This window comes from Micromonospora desertarenae (assembly GCF_056150265.1).
Map to the genome: position 1 here is coordinate 31,597 of NZ_JAXCFQ010000012.1, position 15,804 is coordinate 47,400.

General features: G+C 74.9%; 15 protein-coding genes. 7 read left to right on the forward strand and 8 right to left on the reverse strand.

All coding sequences use genetic code 11. From position 1 onward, the window contains the following. The first annotated feature begins 185 nt into the window (after positions 1-185). Entirely contained in the window at positions 186-1,286 is a 1,101-nt protein-coding gene (locus SM577_RS23120; RefSeq protein WP_474587953.1) for a calcium:cation antiporter, read from the forward strand. A gap of 132 nt (positions 1,287-1,418) precedes the next feature. On the opposite strand, the gene SM577_RS23125 is transcribed toward SM577_RS23120, so the two are convergent. Together SM577_RS23125 and SM577_RS23130 are read right to left on the reverse strand one after the other, a co-directional pair. Further along, entirely contained in the window at positions 1,419-2,660 is a 1,242-nt protein-coding gene (locus tag SM577_RS23125; RefSeq protein ID WP_474587954.1) for an RNA polymerase sigma factor, read from the reverse strand. 7 nt (positions 2,661-2,667) lie between these two features. Beyond that, positions 2,668-3,072 (reverse strand): YciI family protein, encoded by a 405-nt coding sequence (locus SM577_RS23130; RefSeq protein WP_474587955.1) that lies wholly within the window; start codon positions 3,070-3,072, stop codon positions 2,668-2,670. Between the two features lie 130 nt (positions 3,073-3,202). Between SM577_RS23130 and SM577_RS23135 the strand changes: the two genes are divergently transcribed. Further along, a complete protein-coding gene (locus tag SM577_RS23135) occupies positions 3,203-3,412 on the forward strand; it encodes a hypothetical protein (protein ID WP_302922742.1) in 210 nt (69 codons plus the stop codon). 111 nt (positions 3,413-3,523) lie between these two features. After that, positions 3,524-4,273 (forward strand): neutral zinc metallopeptidase, encoded by a 750-nt coding sequence (locus SM577_RS23140; RefSeq protein ID WP_474579829.1) that lies wholly within the window; start codon positions 3,524-3,526, stop codon positions 4,271-4,273. Between the two features lie 6 nt (positions 4,274-4,279). Here SM577_RS23140 and SM577_RS23145 read toward each other — a convergent pair whose 3' ends face one another. Beyond that, entirely contained in the window at positions 4,280-4,834 is a 555-nt protein-coding gene (locus tag SM577_RS23145; RefSeq protein ID WP_474579828.1) for a hypothetical protein, read from the reverse strand. A 337-nt stretch (positions 4,835-5,171) separates the two neighbouring features. On the opposite strand from SM577_RS23145, the gene SM577_RS23150 reads away from it, so the two are divergent. After that, on the forward strand, positions 5,172-5,822 hold the full coding sequence (locus tag SM577_RS23150) for an HAD family hydrolase (RefSeq protein WP_302922813.1): 651 nt from the start codon (positions 5,172-5,174) through the stop codon (positions 5,820-5,822). A 51-nt stretch (positions 5,823-5,873) separates the two neighbouring features. Here the strand turns inward: SM577_RS23150 and SM577_RS23155 are convergent, their stop codons facing one another. The 5 genes from SM577_RS23155 to SM577_RS23175 form a co-directional block, all read right to left on the reverse strand. After that, entirely contained in the window at positions 5,874-8,423 is a 2,550-nt protein-coding gene (locus SM577_RS23155) for an ABC transporter permease (RefSeq protein WP_302922739.1), read from the reverse strand. Then, entirely contained in the window at positions 8,423-9,193 is a 771-nt protein-coding gene (locus SM577_RS23160) for an ABC transporter ATP-binding protein (protein WP_302922738.1), read from the reverse strand. Before SM577_RS23160 ends, SM577_RS23155 begins: the two co-directional genes overlap by 1 nt. A gap of 344 nt (positions 9,194-9,537) precedes the next feature. Further along, positions 9,538-10,224, reverse strand: a complete 687-nt coding sequence (locus SM577_RS23165; protein ID WP_302922737.1) for a response regulator — start codon at positions 10,222-10,224, stop codon at positions 9,538-9,540. A gap of 133 nt (positions 10,225-10,357) precedes the next feature. Beyond that, the gene (locus tag SM577_RS23170; protein WP_474587956.1) at positions 10,358-11,551 is read right to left on the reverse strand and encodes a sensor histidine kinase; all 1,194 of its coding nucleotides are present in this window, start codon (positions 11,549-11,551) and stop codon (positions 10,358-10,360) included. A 316-nt stretch (positions 11,552-11,867) separates the two neighbouring features. Further along, complete coding sequence (locus tag SM577_RS23175; protein WP_474587957.1) at positions 11,868-12,779, reverse strand: RecB family exonuclease; 912 nt, start codon at positions 12,777-12,779, stop codon at positions 11,868-11,870. A 152-nt stretch (positions 12,780-12,931) separates the two neighbouring features. On the opposite strand from SM577_RS23175, the gene SM577_RS23180 reads away from it, so the two are divergent. The 3 genes from SM577_RS23180 to SM577_RS23190 all read left to right on the forward strand — a co-directional run bounded on the left by SM577_RS23180 (position 12,932) and on the right by SM577_RS23190 (position 15,765). Continuing rightward, positions 12,932-14,023 (forward strand): M50 family metallopeptidase, encoded by a 1,092-nt coding sequence (locus SM577_RS23180; RefSeq protein WP_302922812.1) that lies wholly within the window; start codon positions 12,932-12,934, stop codon positions 14,021-14,023. Further along, a complete protein-coding gene (locus SM577_RS23185) occupies positions 14,020-15,039 on the forward strand; it encodes a tRNA (adenine-N1)-methyltransferase (protein ID WP_474579824.1) in 1,020 nt (339 codons plus the stop codon). The genes SM577_RS23180 and SM577_RS23185 overlap by 4 nt, the downstream gene beginning before the upstream one ends. A gap of 153 nt (positions 15,040-15,192) precedes the next feature. Continuing rightward, a complete protein-coding gene (locus SM577_RS23190; protein WP_302922734.1) occupies positions 15,193-15,765 on the forward strand; it encodes a hypothetical protein in 573 nt (190 codons plus the stop codon). Positions 15,766-15,804: the final 39 nt, after the last annotated feature.

Below are 15,804 nucleotides of genomic sequence, written 5' to 3' on the forward strand. Positions count from 1 at the left end.
CACTGCGGAATCCGCGGCGCCGCTGGTGGACCGGCCGCCCGCCGTGGTCGACACGCCGGGACCGGTTCGACCGTCGCCGCGCGGGACTCCCGGCGGCCGGGCAGGCTGTGGGGCGTGACGGTTCGTACGGTGGTCATGACCTCGGGTGGTGGTCACATGATCCAGTTTCCTGGCAGGGTTGAGTGATGGCCGCTCAGCTCCGCGCTCGTCTGACCGACTGGACCGTGATCGTGCCGCTGCTGGCGGTGCTGTTGCTGACCCTGACCTGGGGACGCGAGTTGTCGGGCCCGCTCGTGGTGGTGGTGGCCGCCTTCCTGGCCGGCGCGGTGCTGGCCGCCGTGCACCACGCCGAGGTGGTCGCGCACCGGGTGGGGGAGCCGTTCGGCTCGCTGGTGCTCGCGGTGGCGGTCACCGTCATCGAGGTCGCCCTGATCGTCACGCTGATGATCAGCGGCGGGGAGAAGACCCAGTCGCTGGCCCGGGACACCGTCTTCGCCGCCGTGATGATCACCTGTAACGGGATCCTCGGCCTGTCGCTGCTGATCGGCGCGCTGCGCCGGCGGGTGGCGGTGTTCAACTCCGAGGGCACCGGCGGGGCACTGGCCACCGTGGCCACCCTCGCCACGCTCAGCCTGGTGGTGCCGACCTTCACCACGAGCCGCCCCGGCCCGCAGTTCAGCCCGGCTCAGCTGGCCTTCGCCGCGGTGGCCTCGCTGGCGCTGTACGGGCTGTTCGTCCTGGTGCAGACCGGCCGGCACCGGGACTACTTCCTGCCGGTCACCAGCGAGGGCGCGGTGATCGAGAGCGACGGGCACGCCGCACCGCCGTCGACCCGCAAAGCGCTGATCAGCCTCGCCCTGCTGCTCGTCTCGCTGGTAGCGGTGGTCGGCGACGCCAAGTCGGTCTCCCCGACGATCGAGGCCGCCACCGCCAAGGCCAACCTGCCGCACTCGTTCGTCGGCGTGCTCATCGCGCTGCTGGTGCTGCTGCCCGAGACCCTGGCAGCGGTCCGCGCGGCGCGCCGGGACCGGGTGCAGATCAGCCTGAACCTGGCCCTCGGCTCGGCGATGGCCAGCATCGGGCTGACCATCCCGGCAATAGCGCTGGCCATGATCTGGCTGGAGGGCCCGCTGGTGCTCGGCCTCGGCGGCACCCAGATGACCCTGCTCGCCCTCACCGTGGTCAGCGGGGTGCTGACCGTGGTGCCGGGGCGCGCCACCCTGTTGCAGGGCGGCGTCCACCTGGTGCTGCTCGCCGCCTTCGTCTTCCTCGCCGCCAGCCCCTGACCCGGCGCCACCGCACGCGCGGCACCGCGCACGCGCCCCGGCGCCACCGCACACGCCCCGGCGCTGCCGCACGCGCCCAGCACCGCCGCACGCGCCCAGCGCGCCGCGGTGCTGCCGCAGGCGCCCGGTGCCTCACCCGCCGTCGAGGCGGTCGGCCCGGGCGTGCAGGTAGCGCTGCTGGGCCAGGTTGGTCGACCGGGCGGCGGCCGCCCGGTAGGCGTCCCGGGCGGCGGTCCGGTCGCCGAGCAGTTCCAGCAGGTGCGCGCGGACGGCCGGCAGGCGCGCGTCGCCGTCCAGCCGGCCGTCGGCGGCCAGCGCGTCGACCAGGGCGAGTCCGGCCGCGGCGCCCCGGCTCATGGCCACCGCCACCGCGTGGTTGAGCGCCACCACCGGACTGTCGGAGACCTGCCGCAGCACCTCGTACAGCGCGGTGATCTGGGCCCAGTCGGTCGCCTCGGCGCTCGGCGCCTCGTCGTGCACGGCGGCGATCGCCGCCTGCACCTGGTAGGGGCCGACCCGGCCGCGGGGGAGCGCGGCGGTGACCAGGGCGATGCCCTCGGCGATCTGGCCGGCCTTCCACCGGCTGCGGTCCTGCTCGGCCATCGGCACCAGTTCGCCGTGCGGGCCGGTGCGCGCCGGCGCCCGCGCGTCGGTGAGCAGCATCAGCGCGAGCAGCCCGGTGACCTCCGGGTCGTCCGGCAGCAGCCGGTGCAGCAGGCGGGTCAGCCGGATCGCCTCGGCGGCCAGGTCGGCGCGGAGCAGGGCCGGGCCGGCGGTGCTGGCGTACCCCTCGTTGAAGATCAGGTAAAGCACGTGCAGGACGGCGGCGAGGCGCGCGGCACGCTCGGGCCCGACCGGCATCGCGAAGGGCAGTCCACTGTCGCGGATGCGCTGCTTGCCGCGGGTGATCCGGCGGGTCATCGTGGCCTCCGGCACCAGGAACGCCCGGGCCACCTCGGCGGTGCTCAACCCGCCGACGGCGCGCAGCGTGAGCGCGATCTGGGAGGCCGGCGACAGCGCCGGATGGCAGCACAGGAACAGCAGGGTGAGGGTGTCGTCGGTGTCGGCCGGCGGCCGGTCGGCGGCCGGAGCCAGCCGTTGCTCGGGCAGCACCCGGCGGGCCACCGCGTCCTCCCGCCGCTGCCGGGCCTGCTCGCTGCGCAGCAGGTCGGTCAGCCGGCGGGACGCCACGGTGATCAGCCAGGCCCGCGGGTTGTCGGGTACGCCGTCGCGCGGCCAGCCGGTGGCCGCCGCGATCAGCGCCTCCTGGGTGGCGTCCTCGGCGGTGTCGAAGTGGCCGTACCGGCGGACGAGCGCCCCGAGGACCTGCGGCGCCAGCCGGCGCAGCAGGTCCTCGACACGTTCCCCGGGCATCGCCGGCTCAGCCGTCCAGGTCGGCGATGCCCTCGGCGACCGGCCGCACGTCCACGTACTCGCCGGGGGCGTCCGGGTTGACGAAGGTGGCGGCGATCTCGGTGGCCCGGTCGAAGCTGTCGCACTCCACGATGGTGTAGCCGGCCAGCACCTCCTGCGTCTCCGGGTAGGGCCCGTCGGTGACCACCGGCAGCCCGCCGCTGAGCTGCACCCGGCGGGCGTGCACCGGGGCGACCAGCCCGCGCGCGTCCACCAGCTCACCGGACTCGGCCAGCGCCTGGTGGATCTTCTCCATGTGGGCGTGCATGGCGGCGACCTCCTCGGCGGACATGGCCCGCTTGTCGGCCGCGGGCCGGCCGGCCAGCACGTCGTAGTCGCGCTGGGAGCCGTACAGCAGGATCATGTACTTCATCGCGAATCCTCCTCGTCGGCGCCGGTGCGGCGCCCTCACCGGAGACGTCGGCGCCGCCCGCCGGTTCCGGACACCGAGGGGTGGAGCCTACGTCCGCGGCACGGGTGCCGGGGTCGACTACCGTCGACGCATGACGATGTGGATGCTGCTCGGCGGTGTCGCGGTGGTGATCCTCGGGGCGTTCGCCTGGGTGGGCTGGCGGGACCGCCGGCGGCTCAGCGGGCCCGACGACACGCGCGCCGACCGGGACGCGCGCGCCAGCCAGCACGCGCACGAGGTGCGGCGACACGCCTCCCCGGGGCAGGAGTGGTCGGCGCGCAACGAGACGCAGGGATTCTGAACGCTCCGCGTGGGTGAACCGCCGTGGCCGTGGCGCCGTAGATCACGGCGAGGGCATGACGGACGTGCCGTCGGGGTACTGCACGGGCATCGCCGACGCCGGGAGGGCACTGTGACGGCACGTTCGCACCGGCCACCGCGCGGGCCGCTGGCCGGCTTCCTGGTGGCGTTGGTGGCGACCGCCGGCTGTTTCGTCGGCGGCGTCTCCGAACCGGACGGTGGCGAGCCCGCGCCGCAGCGTCCCGGGGCATCCGCCTCGCCCGGGGCGGGGCAGACCCGGGCGGACGGCACCACCAGCGTCGAGGAGTTCCAGCAGGACGTCCGCGACGCGCAGAGCATCGCCGAGCGGTACTGGGCCGAGCAGTTCCGGGCTTCGGGTGAGCGGTTCCGGCCGGTGCGGCGGATCATCCCGTACCAGCGCGGCGGCGAGGTGACCTGCGGCGGGCAGGAGATTCCCCGCAACAACGCCGTCTACTGCTCGGCCGGCGACTTCATCGCCTACGACGTGCGCTGGTCGGTGGGGGCGTTCCGGCAGGTCGGCGACGCGTTCGTGTTCTACCTGCTGGGCCACGAGTACGCGCACGCCATCCAGGTCCGGCTCGGCATCCGCTACAGCTTCACCATCCAGCAGGAGTTGCAGGCCGACTGCATGGCCGGGGCGTACCTGGGGGACTCGGTGCGCGGCGGGGTGCTGACCCTCGACGAGGGCGACCTGGACGAGTTCCGCGAAGGGCTGCTCGCGGTCGGCGACGACCCCGACCAGCCGTGGTTCGCGGAGGGCTCGCACGGCACCGCCGAACAGCGCACCGAGTCCTTCTTCCGCGGCTACGAGCGGTCCCTGGCGGCCTGCGACCTGGGCTGAGCCGGTTCAGCCCTCGCCCCACCACTGGCTCACCAGCACCGACGCGCCGCCGCCGTTGTCGCCCAGGTTCGGGTCGTTGAAGGAGAAGATCACCCGAGGGTTCAGGCCGGCGCTGTAGTAGAGCAGGCAGCCGCTGTCCGTACCGACCGGGAACCACCGGCCGGGGCCGTAGGAGAGGCCGTTCTTCAGCACCAGCACGGACCCCTCGGTGACCTTGGCGATCAGCGCGTACCGGGGCGCGTCCGGCGCGGGCCACCCGGTGCCACCCGCCGGCCACTCGCCGGCGATCGACTTCTGGGTGCCCCAGTGGTCGATGCGGATCCGGCCCTGCGCGGACACCCGGAGGACGTCCCGGTCCAGGATGCCCACCGGGGTCGGCCACACGGTCTGCCGGTTGCCCGGCGCGGACCACGGCTGGTCGTCGGCGTGCTGGGGCGGGGCCAGGTCGTAGCAGCGGTCCAGCGGCAGGCTGGCCGCCGCGGCCGGGGCCGCCGGCCAGAGCGCGGCGGTGGCCGCGAGGACGACCACCGTGCACCGGGACAGCAGGGATCGGACGCGCATCGGCGACCTCCTCGGGCGACGGGCCACCGTGACGGCGGCCGGCTGCGCCCAGTCTGCGACCGGCCCGCAAGCCCGCCGCCCGCGCGGCAGCCGGAGCCCGCCCGCAAGTCCGCCGCCCGCGCGGCAGCCGGAGCCCGGCCCGCCCCGGCCACGGCCTGCCGCCCACGCCACCGCGGCACGCCCGTCGTGCCCGGCCCCGACCGCGCCCTGCCCGCGCTCGCCGGTGCCGGCCGTCGGGTAGGTCACCCGGACGGCACCTCGGGCCGGCAGTCGCGCGGGAAGTTGAGAGGATCGCCGGGTGACCGCTGATCCGCTGCCCAACCGCCATCCCGCCGCCGTGCTCTTCGACATGGACGGCACCCTGGTCGACAGCGAGAAGCTGTGGGACGTCGCGCTCAACGAACTGGCGGCCGAGTACGGCGGCACCCTCTCCGACGCGGCCCGCAAGGCGATGGTCGGCACCAGCATGGCCGCCTCGATGCGGCTGCTGCACGACGACCTGGGCCAGCCGGAACGCGACCCGCTGGTCAGCGCGGCGTGGATCGACGCCCGGATCCTGGAGCTGTTCCGCACCGGGCTGCGCTGGCGCCCCGGCGCGCTGGCCCTGTTGCGGGCGGTCAGGGCGGCGGGCATCCCCACCGCCCTGGTCACCTCCAGCGTCCGGCCGCTGGTCGAGGTGGCACTGGACACCCTGGGCCGGGACAGCTTCGACGCGGTGGTCTGCGGCGACGAGGTGGACGCCACCAAGCCGCACCCGGAGCCGTACCTGACCGCCGCCCGGCTGCTCGACGTGCCGATCGCCCGCTGCGTGGCGATCGAGGACTCGCCGACCGGAGTGGCCAGCGCGCTCGCCGCCGGGGCGGCGGTGCTCGCCGTACCCGCCGAGGTGCCGATCGCCGCGACGGCCGGCGTACACCAGCTGGAGAGCCTGACCGGCGCGGACCTGGAGCTGCTGGCCGCCCTGCTGGGCGAGGCGCCGGCCCGATGACGCGCGGAGGGGCCCGCCGGTCGGCGGGCCCCTCCGTCTGCGACGGCGACCTCAGTCGTGGGCGATGGCGCCCAGCACGTTGATCCGGGCGGCCCGGACCGCCGGCAGCACCGCGGCGATCACGCCGACGATCGCGGCCAGGCCGAGCATGACCCCCATCTGGTCCCAGGGCAGCACCAGGTCGGTGATCCCCTCGTCCTTCAGCGCCTCGACCACCGCGGCGCCGAGCCCGCTGCCGACCGCCACGCCGAGCAGCGCGCCGAACACCGAGATCACCACTGCCTCGACGGTGATCATGCGCATGGTCTGCGCCCGGCGCAGCCCGATCGCCCGCAGCAGGCCCAGCTCCCGGGTGCGCTCCAGCACCGACAGCGCCAGCGTGTTGATGATGCCGAGTACGGCGATCACGATGGCCAGCGCCAGCAGGATCTGGATCATCGTGAGCAGCCCGTCCAGCTGGCCGGCCTGCTGCTCGATGAACGCGTCCCGGTCGGCCACCGACACCTCGGGGGAGTCGGCCAGCAGCGCCTCGACCTGCGGCTGCACCGAGGCCACCGAGGTGCCGGGGGCCAGTTGGATGTAGCCCTGGATCGGCTGCGGGATGCTGAAGTCGCGGGCCGCCGCCGGCGGCAGCACCACCGGGTTGGTCAGCTGCGAGCTGGCGTAGATGCCGCTCACCGTGTAGGTGCGCGCCTCGCCGCGGGCCAGCTGCACCGGCACCTGGGAGCCGACGGAGAGCCCGCGCGACTTCGCGGTGTCCGAGCTGACCAGCATCTGGTCCGGCGCGAGCCGGTCGATGTCACCGGCGGTCGGGGTGGCCCCGAAGATCTGCCGCAGCGAGGCCACCTCGCTGCTGGCCGCCACCCAGGTCCGCTCGCCGCCGACCAGCGCCATGTCGCCGTACTCGCCGTCGACCATGCGTACGCCGGGGATCGCCGCGGCCTTCTCCAGCACCGCCGGGTCGAAGCTCGGCGGCCGCGGGCCGCTCTGCACCCCGGCGATCACCAGTTCGGCCTTGATGGTGTCCTGGGCCAGGCCGCTGATGCTGCTCTTGGCCGAGTCCAGGATCACCGTCACGCCGGTGACCAGCGCGATGCCGACCATCAGCGCGGCGGCGGTGATCGCGGTACGCCGCGGGTTGCGGCCGGAGTTGAGCCGGCCCAGCTTGCCCGGCACCGACCAGGCGAAGATCGCCCCGAGCAGGCTCACCACCGGCCGGCTGATCAGCGGGGTCAGCAGCGCCACGCCGATGAAGGCGAACAGCACCCCACCGAGGATGGTGGCCAGGGTGTTGTCGCCGGCGTTGCCGGTCAGGCCCAGGGCCAGCAGCGTCGCGCCGATCGCGGTGACCACGCCACCGGCGATGGTGATCTTGGTGAGTGGGCGGTCCGGGGTGGCCACGTCCTGCATCGCCGCGATCGGCGGGATCCGGGACGCCCGCAGCGCCGGCAGCAGCGCCGCCACCACGGTGATGATCAGGCCGACCGCGAACGCGCCGATCACCGCGGCCGCCGGCACGCCGAGCCCGGCCAGGGTGAGGCCCCCGGCGAAGGTGCTGAACAGGTACGCCAGCAGCGCGCCGATGCCGATGCCGGCGCCCAGGCCGAGCACCGAGGCGATCAGGCCCACCGCGATGGCCTCCAGCACCACCGAGCCGATGATCTGCTTGCCGCTGGCGCCGATGGCCCGCATCAGCGCCAGCTCCCGGGTGCGCTGGGCCACGATGATCGAGAAGGTGTTCAGGATCAGGAAGGTGCCCACCAGCAGGGCCACCGCGGCGAAGCCGAGCAGGATCCGGTTGAAGAAGGTCAGCGCCTCCTTCAGCCCGGCCGCCGCGTCGGCGGAGAGCTGCTCGCCCGTCTTGACCTCGTAGCCGGCACCCACGGCGGCGGCCACCGCGTCGCGCAGCGACTCGTCGGACACCCCGTCGGCGGCCTTGATCGACACGCTGTTGTAGGTGTCCGGCGCGCCGAGCATCAGCTTCTGCGCTACCGGAGTGGTGAACATGATCTCGTTGGCGCCGCCGATCGAGTCCCGGCCACCGCTGTAGCCGAAGACGCCGACGATGGTGAACTCGCGCTTCGGCTCCAGGGTCAGCACGCCCACCCGGTCGCCGACCTTCACCTTCCCGGCCGTCGCGAGCGCCTTGTTGATCACGATCTCGTCGTCGGCCTGCGGCCCGCGGCCCTCGCGCAGCTGCACCAGGTCGCTCTCCCCGGTCCAGTTCTCACCCAGCTGCGGCGGGCCGAAGGAGGTCACCACCTTGCCGTTGCTGCCGATCATCCGCGCACCGTCGGCGGCCACCACCCCGGTGGCCTCGGCCACCCCGGGCACGGCCTTCACCGTGTCGAGGGTGGCCGCCGGGAACGGCGGACTGACCTGCTCGCCCTCGGTCTCGCCGAGCGCGATCTTCGGCTTGGCGGCGACGTTGACGTCGACCCCCTCGTACGCGTCGGCGAAGATCGCGTCGAAGGAGCGGCCGAGGGTGTCGGTGAGCACGAAGGCGCCGGAGACGAACATGACCCCGAGCACCACCGCCAGGCCGGACAGGATGAGCCGGACCTTGCGGGCCAGCAGGCTCTTCAGTGTCGCCCGGAACATCAGTTGCCCACCTCGGCGGCGTGGGTGTCCAGCTTCTTCATGGTGTCCAGCACCGTCTCGGCGGTCGGCTCGATCAGCTCGGAGACGATCTGCCCGTCGGCGAGGAAGACCACCCGGTCGGCGTACGCGGCGGCGGTCGGGTCGTGGGTGACCATGACGATGGTCTGCCCGTGCTCGCGCACCGAGTTGCGCAGGAAGTTGAGCACCTCGGCGCCGGCCCGGGAGTCCAGGTTGCCGGTCGGCTCGTCGGCGAAGATCACCTCGGGGCGGGAGACCAGCGCCCGGGCGCAGGCCACCCGCTGCTGCTGGCCGCCGGAGAGCTGCGCCGGGCGGTGGTCCAGCCGGTCCCGCAGCCCGACCGTGGCGATCACCGTGTCGTACCAGGCCGGGTCGGGCTTGCGGCCGGCGATCGACAGCGGCAGCAGGATGTTCTCCTTGGCCGTCAGCGTCGGCAGCAGGTTGAACTGCTGGAAGATGAAGCCCACCTTGTCCCGGCGCAGCTTGGTCAGCCCCGAGTCGCCGAGGCCGGTGACCGTGGTGTCGCCGATCGACACGGTGCCCCGGGTCACCGAGTCCAGCCCGGCCAGGCAGTGCATCAGCGTCGACTTGCCCGACCCGGACGGCCCCATGATCGCCGTGAACCGGCCCTGCTCGAACTCCGCGCTCACCCCCCGCAGCGCGACGACCTGCGCCTCGCCGCTGCCGTACACCTTCCACACGTCGTTCGCCCGGGCCGCGGCCTGCGCCTGCCGGCCTACCGTCGCGGTCACGTCATGCACCTCTTCCGTCTGAATTCGATCCGCGCCGCCCCCGCTGGTCCGGCGCGGCAGTCCCCATCATCTGTGCTCCCCGGCGGCGATCCGTCCGACTCCGGGTGGAAGCGGTGCGGATTTCGCGCTGCGGGTGCCCCCCATCGCCGGCTCAGGGTTGCCCCTGAGCCGGCCGCCGGTCGAGCGCTTTACCGCCGGCCGGGACCGATCCTGCACACTGGCGCCGCGTCAGGGTCAACCGCGCCGCGCCGTCTTCCGTCACGGTAGGTGACCGCGACAACCGCGCCGTCGCCCCGCCGGCGCATCCTCGGGTACGCCCCGGGCGGTAGCCGGGCGGGCCCGGCCTACGCCCGGGGACGGACCAGTCCCGACTCGTACGCCAGCACCACCGCCTGCACCCGGTCGCGCAGCCCCAGCTTGGTCAGCACGTGCCCGACGTGGGTCTTGATGGTGGTCTCGCTGACCGACAGCGCCCGGGCGATCTCGGCGTTCGACAGGCCCCGGGCGACGTGCACCAGCACCTCCCGCTCCCGCTCGGTGAGCCCGTCCAGCGCCCGTGGCGGGGTCGCCGCCGGGTCCGGGAGCACGTCGGCGAAGCGGTCCAGCAGCCGCTTGAGGATCCGGGGGGCGACCACCGCGTCCCCGCCGGCCACCGTGCGGATCGCGGCCACCAGGTCGTCGGCCGGCACGTCCTTGGCCAGGAAGCCGCTCGCCCCGGCGCGCAGCGCCCCCACCACGTACTCGTCGAGGTCGAAGGTGGTCAGGATCAGCACCCGCACCGGCAGCCGGGCGTCGACGATGGCCCGGGTGGCGGCGACCCCGTCCATCCGGGGCATCCGGATGTCCATCAGCACCACGTCGGGCAGCAGCCGCCGGGACAGCTCCACCGCCTCCACGCCGTCGCCGGCCTCGGCGACGATGTCCAGGTCGTCCTCGGCGCCGAGCACCATCCGGAACCCGGTACGCAGCAGCGGCTGGTCGTCGGCGAGCAGGATCCGCACCGGCCGCGCCGGCGCCGTCGGGTCGGTCATCCGCTCTCCCTGTCCTGCTGCCGTCGTCCGGCCGCTGTCCCTGGTCCTGCCGCTGGGCCGCCCCGTCGGGTGGTCCGGCGCCGCGCGTGCCGGCCGACGCTCGGGCCGACCGTCGGTGCCGTCCGCCGGGCCGTCACACCCGACGGACCGCCGCGGGCTCCACCGGAATCCTCGCGTACACCCGAAAGCCGCCGCCGGGGCGCGCCCCGATGCGCAGGACCCCACCGTAGAGGCCGACCCGCTCGCGCATCCCCACCAATCCGTGCCCGATCCGGTCGGTGTCGGGCAGCGGCCCGCGCCCGGTGTCGGTCACCTCCACCTCGACCGCGTCCACGCCGAAGCCCAGCCGCACCTGGGCGGTGGCCGTGCCGGCGTGCTTGAGGGCGTTGGTCAGCGCCTCCTGCGCGATCCGGTACAGGGTCAGCGCCACCCCCTGCTCCATCTCGCCGGGGGTGCCCTCGACCCGCAGGGTGACCGGCAGGCCCGCCTCGCGGACCTGGTCGACGAGGGTCTCGATGCCGGTCAGCCCCGGTTGCGGGGCCAGGTCGGCGGCCGGCTCGGCGTCGGTGCGCAGCACGTCCAGCAGCCGGCGCAGCTCCCGCAGGGTGGCCCGGCCGGTCTCCTCGATGGTGGCCACCGCCTCGTCGGCCGCGTCCGGGTCCCGGCGCAGCACCCGACGCGCCCCGGTGGCCAGCACACCCATCACGCTGACGTGGTGGGCGACCACGTCGTGCAGTTCCCGGGCGATGCGCCGGCGCTCGTCGGCGACCGCCTGCTCGGCCAGCGCCCGCTGGTTCTCCTCGGCCACCCGGGCGCGCTCGCGCAACGCCTCCGTCGACATCCGGCGGGCGTGCACGGTCCGCCCGACCGAGAACGCCACCGCCCCGACCAGCAGGTTGTTCAGCACCAGGTAGGCGGGGCCGATCTCCAGGCCGCCGACCGGTGGCGCGACCGTGTTGACCACCGCCACGGGCAGCCACAGCCCGGCCGCGGCGGCCGACGCCGCGCGTACCGGCCGGCGGGCGGCGATGGTGTAGGTGAGCACGATGAAGGTCAGCCCCTGGGTGCCCGGCGCGAGGTGCAGCAGGCCGGGCAGCGCCAACGTCGCCACCGCCGCGCCCACCGCCGGCCACGGCGCCACCCGGCGCAGCGCGGTCGGGGCGGCGCAGAGCGCGCTCCAGCCCAGCGCCGAGGGCAGTGGCCCGGGCCACAGCTCGCGCGGCGTGAGCAGGGTGAAGATCGCCTCGGCCACGATCAGGCCGACGGCGAGCAGCGCGTCGGCGGCCAGCGGGTGCTGGCGCGTCCACTCCCGGGGGTCCGACGTCATACCGCGACGCTAGCCGCCGTGGCGCCGGGCGAAGATCGTCGCCGGTGGTGAGGCGGTCTCCTCCCTGAGGAGGAGACGACCGCCGCCCGCCTCGGGGGCGGGTCGACCGGTGCCGGTCGACCGGTGCGTGCCGGGTCGAGGCGGGCCGACCGTGCGTGCCGGGTCGAGGCGGGCCGACCGTGCGTGCCGGGTCGAGGCGGGCCGACCGTGCGTGCCGGGTCGAGGCGGGCCGACCGGTGCGCACGATCGAGGCGACGCCGGTCCGTCCGGGCCCGGCGCGGGTCGGTGTGGATGCCCGCGGTGGTCGGGTGGTCGGCTACTCGTCGGCGCCGGGCGGCGCCGGGCGGGAGCGGGCGTCGCGCAGCGGATCCGCCGGCTCGGGCACGGGAAAGGGCGGCGGGGTGCCGCCGAAGCTGGGGCAGAGCGCCTGGTGGCTGCACCAGTCGCAGAGCCGGCTCGGCCGGGGGCGGAAATCCCGCTGGGCGGTGGCCTGCTCGATCGCCCGCCACAGCGCCACCACCGTGCGCTCGAAGCGGAGCAGCTCGTCGGCGTCCGGCGCGTAGTCGCAGACCTCGGCGTCCTTGAGGTAGAGCAGCCGGAGCACCCGGGGCACCACGCCGCGGGTGCGCCACAGCACCAGCGCGTAGAACTTCAGCTGGAACAGCGCGCGGGCCTCGAACGCCTCTCGCGGCGCGCCGCCGGTCTTGTAGTCGACCACCCGCAGCGCGCCGTCCGGCGCGACGTCGAGCCGGTCGAGGTAGCCCCGGATGAGCAGCTCGTCGTCGACCACCGCGGAGATCAGGCTCTCCCGCTCGGCCGGCTCCAGCCGGCGCGGATCCTCCACCGCGAAGTAGCCCTCCAGCAGCGCCGCGGCCGAGCGGAGGAACTCGGCCACGGCTGGCTCGTCGCCCTCGGCGAACAGCCCGGCCAGCTCCGGCTGCTCGGTGACCAGCCGGTCCCACTGGGGGGCCACCAGGTCGCCGGCGGCGTCCGGGGTGCGGCCGCCGGCCGGCAGGTCGAACAGCCGCTCCAGCACCGCGTGCACCAGCGTGCCCCGGGCCTGCTCGACGGTGGGGCGCTCGGGCAGCCGGTCGATGCTGCGGAACCGGTAGAGCAGCGGGCAGGTCTTGAAATCCGCCGCCCGCGACGGCGACAGCGAGGCCCGTACCGTCGGCGGCACCTCTGCCGGGGCCGCGGGCTGCTGGGTGGTCACCGGTTCCGCCGTCATGCCCGGAAGGTTAGGGCACCGGTGTGACACCGCCCCGCCCCGCCGCGCCGCGCGCCGCCGCGGGCCCGGTCCGTAGCATCGATCCGGTGGAGGAGCAGAGCAGGCGACCGCGACCCCGGCCCGGCGGGCGCGCCACGCTGACCGTGGGGCGGGTGTTCGGGGTGCCGCTGCACCTCAACGGCTCGATGCTGCTGCTGGCGGCCCTGGTGACCGTGCTGTACGCCGAGTTCGCCCGCCGCCAGCTGGAGCTGCCGCAGATCAGCGGCTACCTGATCGGCTTCGGCTTCGTCGTCTCGCTGCTCGGCTCGGTGCTGCTGCACGAGCTGGGGCACGCGCTGACCGCCCGCCGGTACGGCATCGGTGTGCGCGGCATCACCCTGGAGCTGCTCGGCGGGTACACCGAGATGGACCGGGACGCGCCCACCCCGCGGGTCGACCTGCTGGTGTCGCTGGCCGGGCCGGCGGTCTCCGCGCTGCTCGGGGTGGCCGCGGTCGCCGCGACCCTCGCCCTGCCCGACCGTACGGTGGCCAACCAGCTCGCCTTCCAGCTCGCGGTGAGCAACGTGATCGTCGCGCTGTTCAACATCCTGCCCGGGCTGCCGCTGGACGGCGGGCGGGCGCTGCGCGCCGCGGTCTGGGCGGTCAGCCGGGACCGGCACCTCGGCACCGAGGTGGCCGGCTGGGTCGGGCGGATCGTGGCCGTGGGCACCGCGCTGCTGGTGGCCGCGCTGACCGCCACCCGGCTGCTGGCGCCGCTGGCGCTGCCGCTGATGCTGCTGGTCGCGTTCACCCTGTGGCGGGGCGCCGGCCAGTCGATCCGGGTGGCCCGGGTCAGCCGCCGGTTCCCGCTGATCGACCTGTCCCGGCTGGCCCGACCGGTGCTGACCGTGCCCACCGGCACTCCGCTGGCCGAGGCGCAACGGCGGCGGGCCGCCGGCGCCGCGCCGGGCGCCGCGCTGCTCGTCGCCGACTCGGCCGGCCGGCCGGTGAGCCTGGTCGACCCGGCCGCCGCGGAGGCGGTGCCGGCGGAGCGCCGGCCCTGGCTGGCGGTCGACGCGGTGGCCCGGTCGCTGGCCGAGCTGCCGGCCCTGCCGGCGGGGCTCGACGGGGAGCGGGTGATGGAGGCCGTCCAGGCCCACCCGGGCGCGCAGTACGTGGTGACCGCAGGCGAAGATGTCGTGGGCATCCTGCACATCGCGGATCTGGCTCAGCTCCTGGAACCTCAACGGAAGATGAACACGTGACCGCAACTCCCTCCGCCGCCCAGGCCGACCCGGGCGCCCCGGCGCCCGCCGACACCCCGGCGCTGCCCCCCGTGCACCGCGGGCCGTTCCGGCCCGGCGACCGGGTGCAGCTGACCGACCCGAAGGGGCGGATGCACACGGTCACCCTGGAACCGGGCAAGGCCTTCCACACCCACCGGGGCATCCTGGAGCACGACGCGCTGATCGGGCTGCCCGACGGCAGCGTGGTCACCACCTCCGGGGGCGGCACCGCGTTCCTGGCGCTGCGGCCGCTGCTGTCGGACTACGTGCTGTCCATGCCGCGCGGCGCGCAGGTGATCTATCCGAAGGACTCCGCCCAGATCGTGGCCATGGGCGACATCTTCCCCGGCGCCAAGGTGCTGGAGGCCGGCGCCGGATCGGGTGCGTTGAGCTGCTCGCTGCTGCGCGCCGTCGGCACCGGGGGGGAGCTGCACTCCTACGAACTGCGCGACGACTTCGCCCAGATCGCCCGGCGCAACGTGGAGGCGTTCTTCAACGGGCCGCACCCGGCCTGGCACCTGCACGTGGGCGACGTCGCCGGGTGCACCGAGACCGGCTTCGACCGGATCATCCTGGACATGCTCACCCCGTGGGAGAGCCTCGACATGGTCGAGCGGGCGCTGCTGCCCGGCGGCGTGTTCATCGGCTACGTGGCCACCACCCCGCAGCTGTCCGAGCTGGTGGAGGCGCTGCGCGAGCGCGGCGGCTGGACCGAGCCGCGGGCCTGGGAGTCGCTGGTGCGCGACTGGCACGCCGAGGGGCTCGCGGTCCGCCCGGACCACCGCATGATCGCGCACACCGCGTTCCTGGTGTCCGCGCGTAAGCTCGCCCCCGGCGTGACCGCGCCGCCGCGGCGGCGCAAGCCCAGCAAGGGCACCGAGGCGTACGTGCAGCGCCGGCAGGCACTGCGCGAGGCCGAGGCGGCCCGGCAGGCGGCGGCCGCCCGGGCCGCCGGGGCGCAGCCCGACTCGACGGAGGAGATGGACAGGCCGTGACGGCGGAATGGGGCGGCTGGGAGTGAACGGGTGGATCCGGCCGGTCGCTGCGGGCCGGGTGGTGCGACCCTCGGGCGGCGGCATGAGCGAGCGGAGCGTCGGGCTCTGCGCGGCCGTGCCCCGTGTCGGTACGTGGCGCGGCGGGGTGCCGGCGTGAGCCGGCCCGGCTTCGGCGGCGGTGACCTGCCGGCGGTGTTCCCGGACTGGTCGCCGTACCAGGATCTGGAATCGGCGGCCCGGGCCTACCTGCGGGACCCGGACGTGGCGCTGGAGGCGCTCGGCGGGGTGCTGCGCGGGGCGTCGGTGCTCGGCTTCACCCTGGAACGCTTCGTCAACGAGGTGAACGGGGTGTGGCAGGAGGTCGTGGTCTGCGACGGCAGCCGGCTCATCCTCTGGCACGGCGAGGACGTCCCGCCGGGGGAGGGGCCGCCCGGCTCGATGACCTCCTCGTTGCGGGTGGTGCCGGTCTCCTCGGTCACCGAGGTGGGCTGCCGGCGCCGGCTCACCCGGGGCGACAACGGCGAGATCCGGGTCGACAGCATCGACGTCTACCTGCTGCTGACCTCGCTGGACGAGGCACCGCCGAGCGAGGAGGTGGCGGGCGCGCCCCGGCACGACGCGTTGCGCTTCGGCAAGACGCTCGACGACGGCGGCGCCGGGCAGATCGCCCGGCTGGAGGAGTTCGCCCGGCTGGTCGCCTCGGTGGTCGGGCGTCCGCTGCTCTGAGCGGGGGCGGGGCGGCGGTGGCCGGCACGGCCGCTCCGC

Excerpts from the sequence above, each read along its gene's own strand:
- SM577_RS23120 (WP_474587953.1), top strand. The coding sequence starts at position 186 with ATGGCCGCTCAGCTCCGCGCTCGTCTGACCGACTGGACCGTGATCGTG.
- SM577_RS23125 (WP_474587954.1), bottom strand. The coding sequence starts at position 2,660 with ATGCCCGGGGAACGTGTCGAGGACCTGCTGCGCCGGCTGGCGCCGCAG.
- SM577_RS23130 (WP_474587955.1), bottom strand. The coding sequence starts at position 3,072 with ATGAAGTACATGATCCTGCTGTACGGCTCCCAGCGCGACTACGACGTG.
- SM577_RS23135 (WP_302922742.1), top strand. The coding sequence starts at position 3,203 with ATGACGATGTGGATGCTGCTCGGCGGTGTCGCGGTGGTGATCCTCGGG.
- SM577_RS23145 (WP_474579828.1), bottom strand. The coding sequence starts at position 4,834 with ATGCGCGTCCGATCCCTGCTGTCCCGGTGCACGGTGGTCGTCCTCGCG.
- SM577_RS23155 (WP_302922739.1), bottom strand. The coding sequence starts at position 8,423 with ATGTTCCGGGCGACACTGAAGAGCCTGCTGGCCCGCAAGGTCCGGCTC.
- SM577_RS23165 (WP_302922737.1), bottom strand. The coding sequence starts at position 10,224 with ATGACCGACCCGACGGCGCCGGCGCGGCCGGTGCGGATCCTGCTCGCC.
- SM577_RS23170 (WP_474587956.1), bottom strand. The coding sequence starts at position 11,551 with ATGACGTCGGACCCCCGGGAGTGGACGCGCCAGCACCCGCTGGCCGCC.
- SM577_RS23175 (WP_474587957.1), bottom strand. The coding sequence starts at position 12,779 with ATGACGGCGGAACCGGTGACCACCCAGCAGCCCGCGGCCCCGGCAGAG.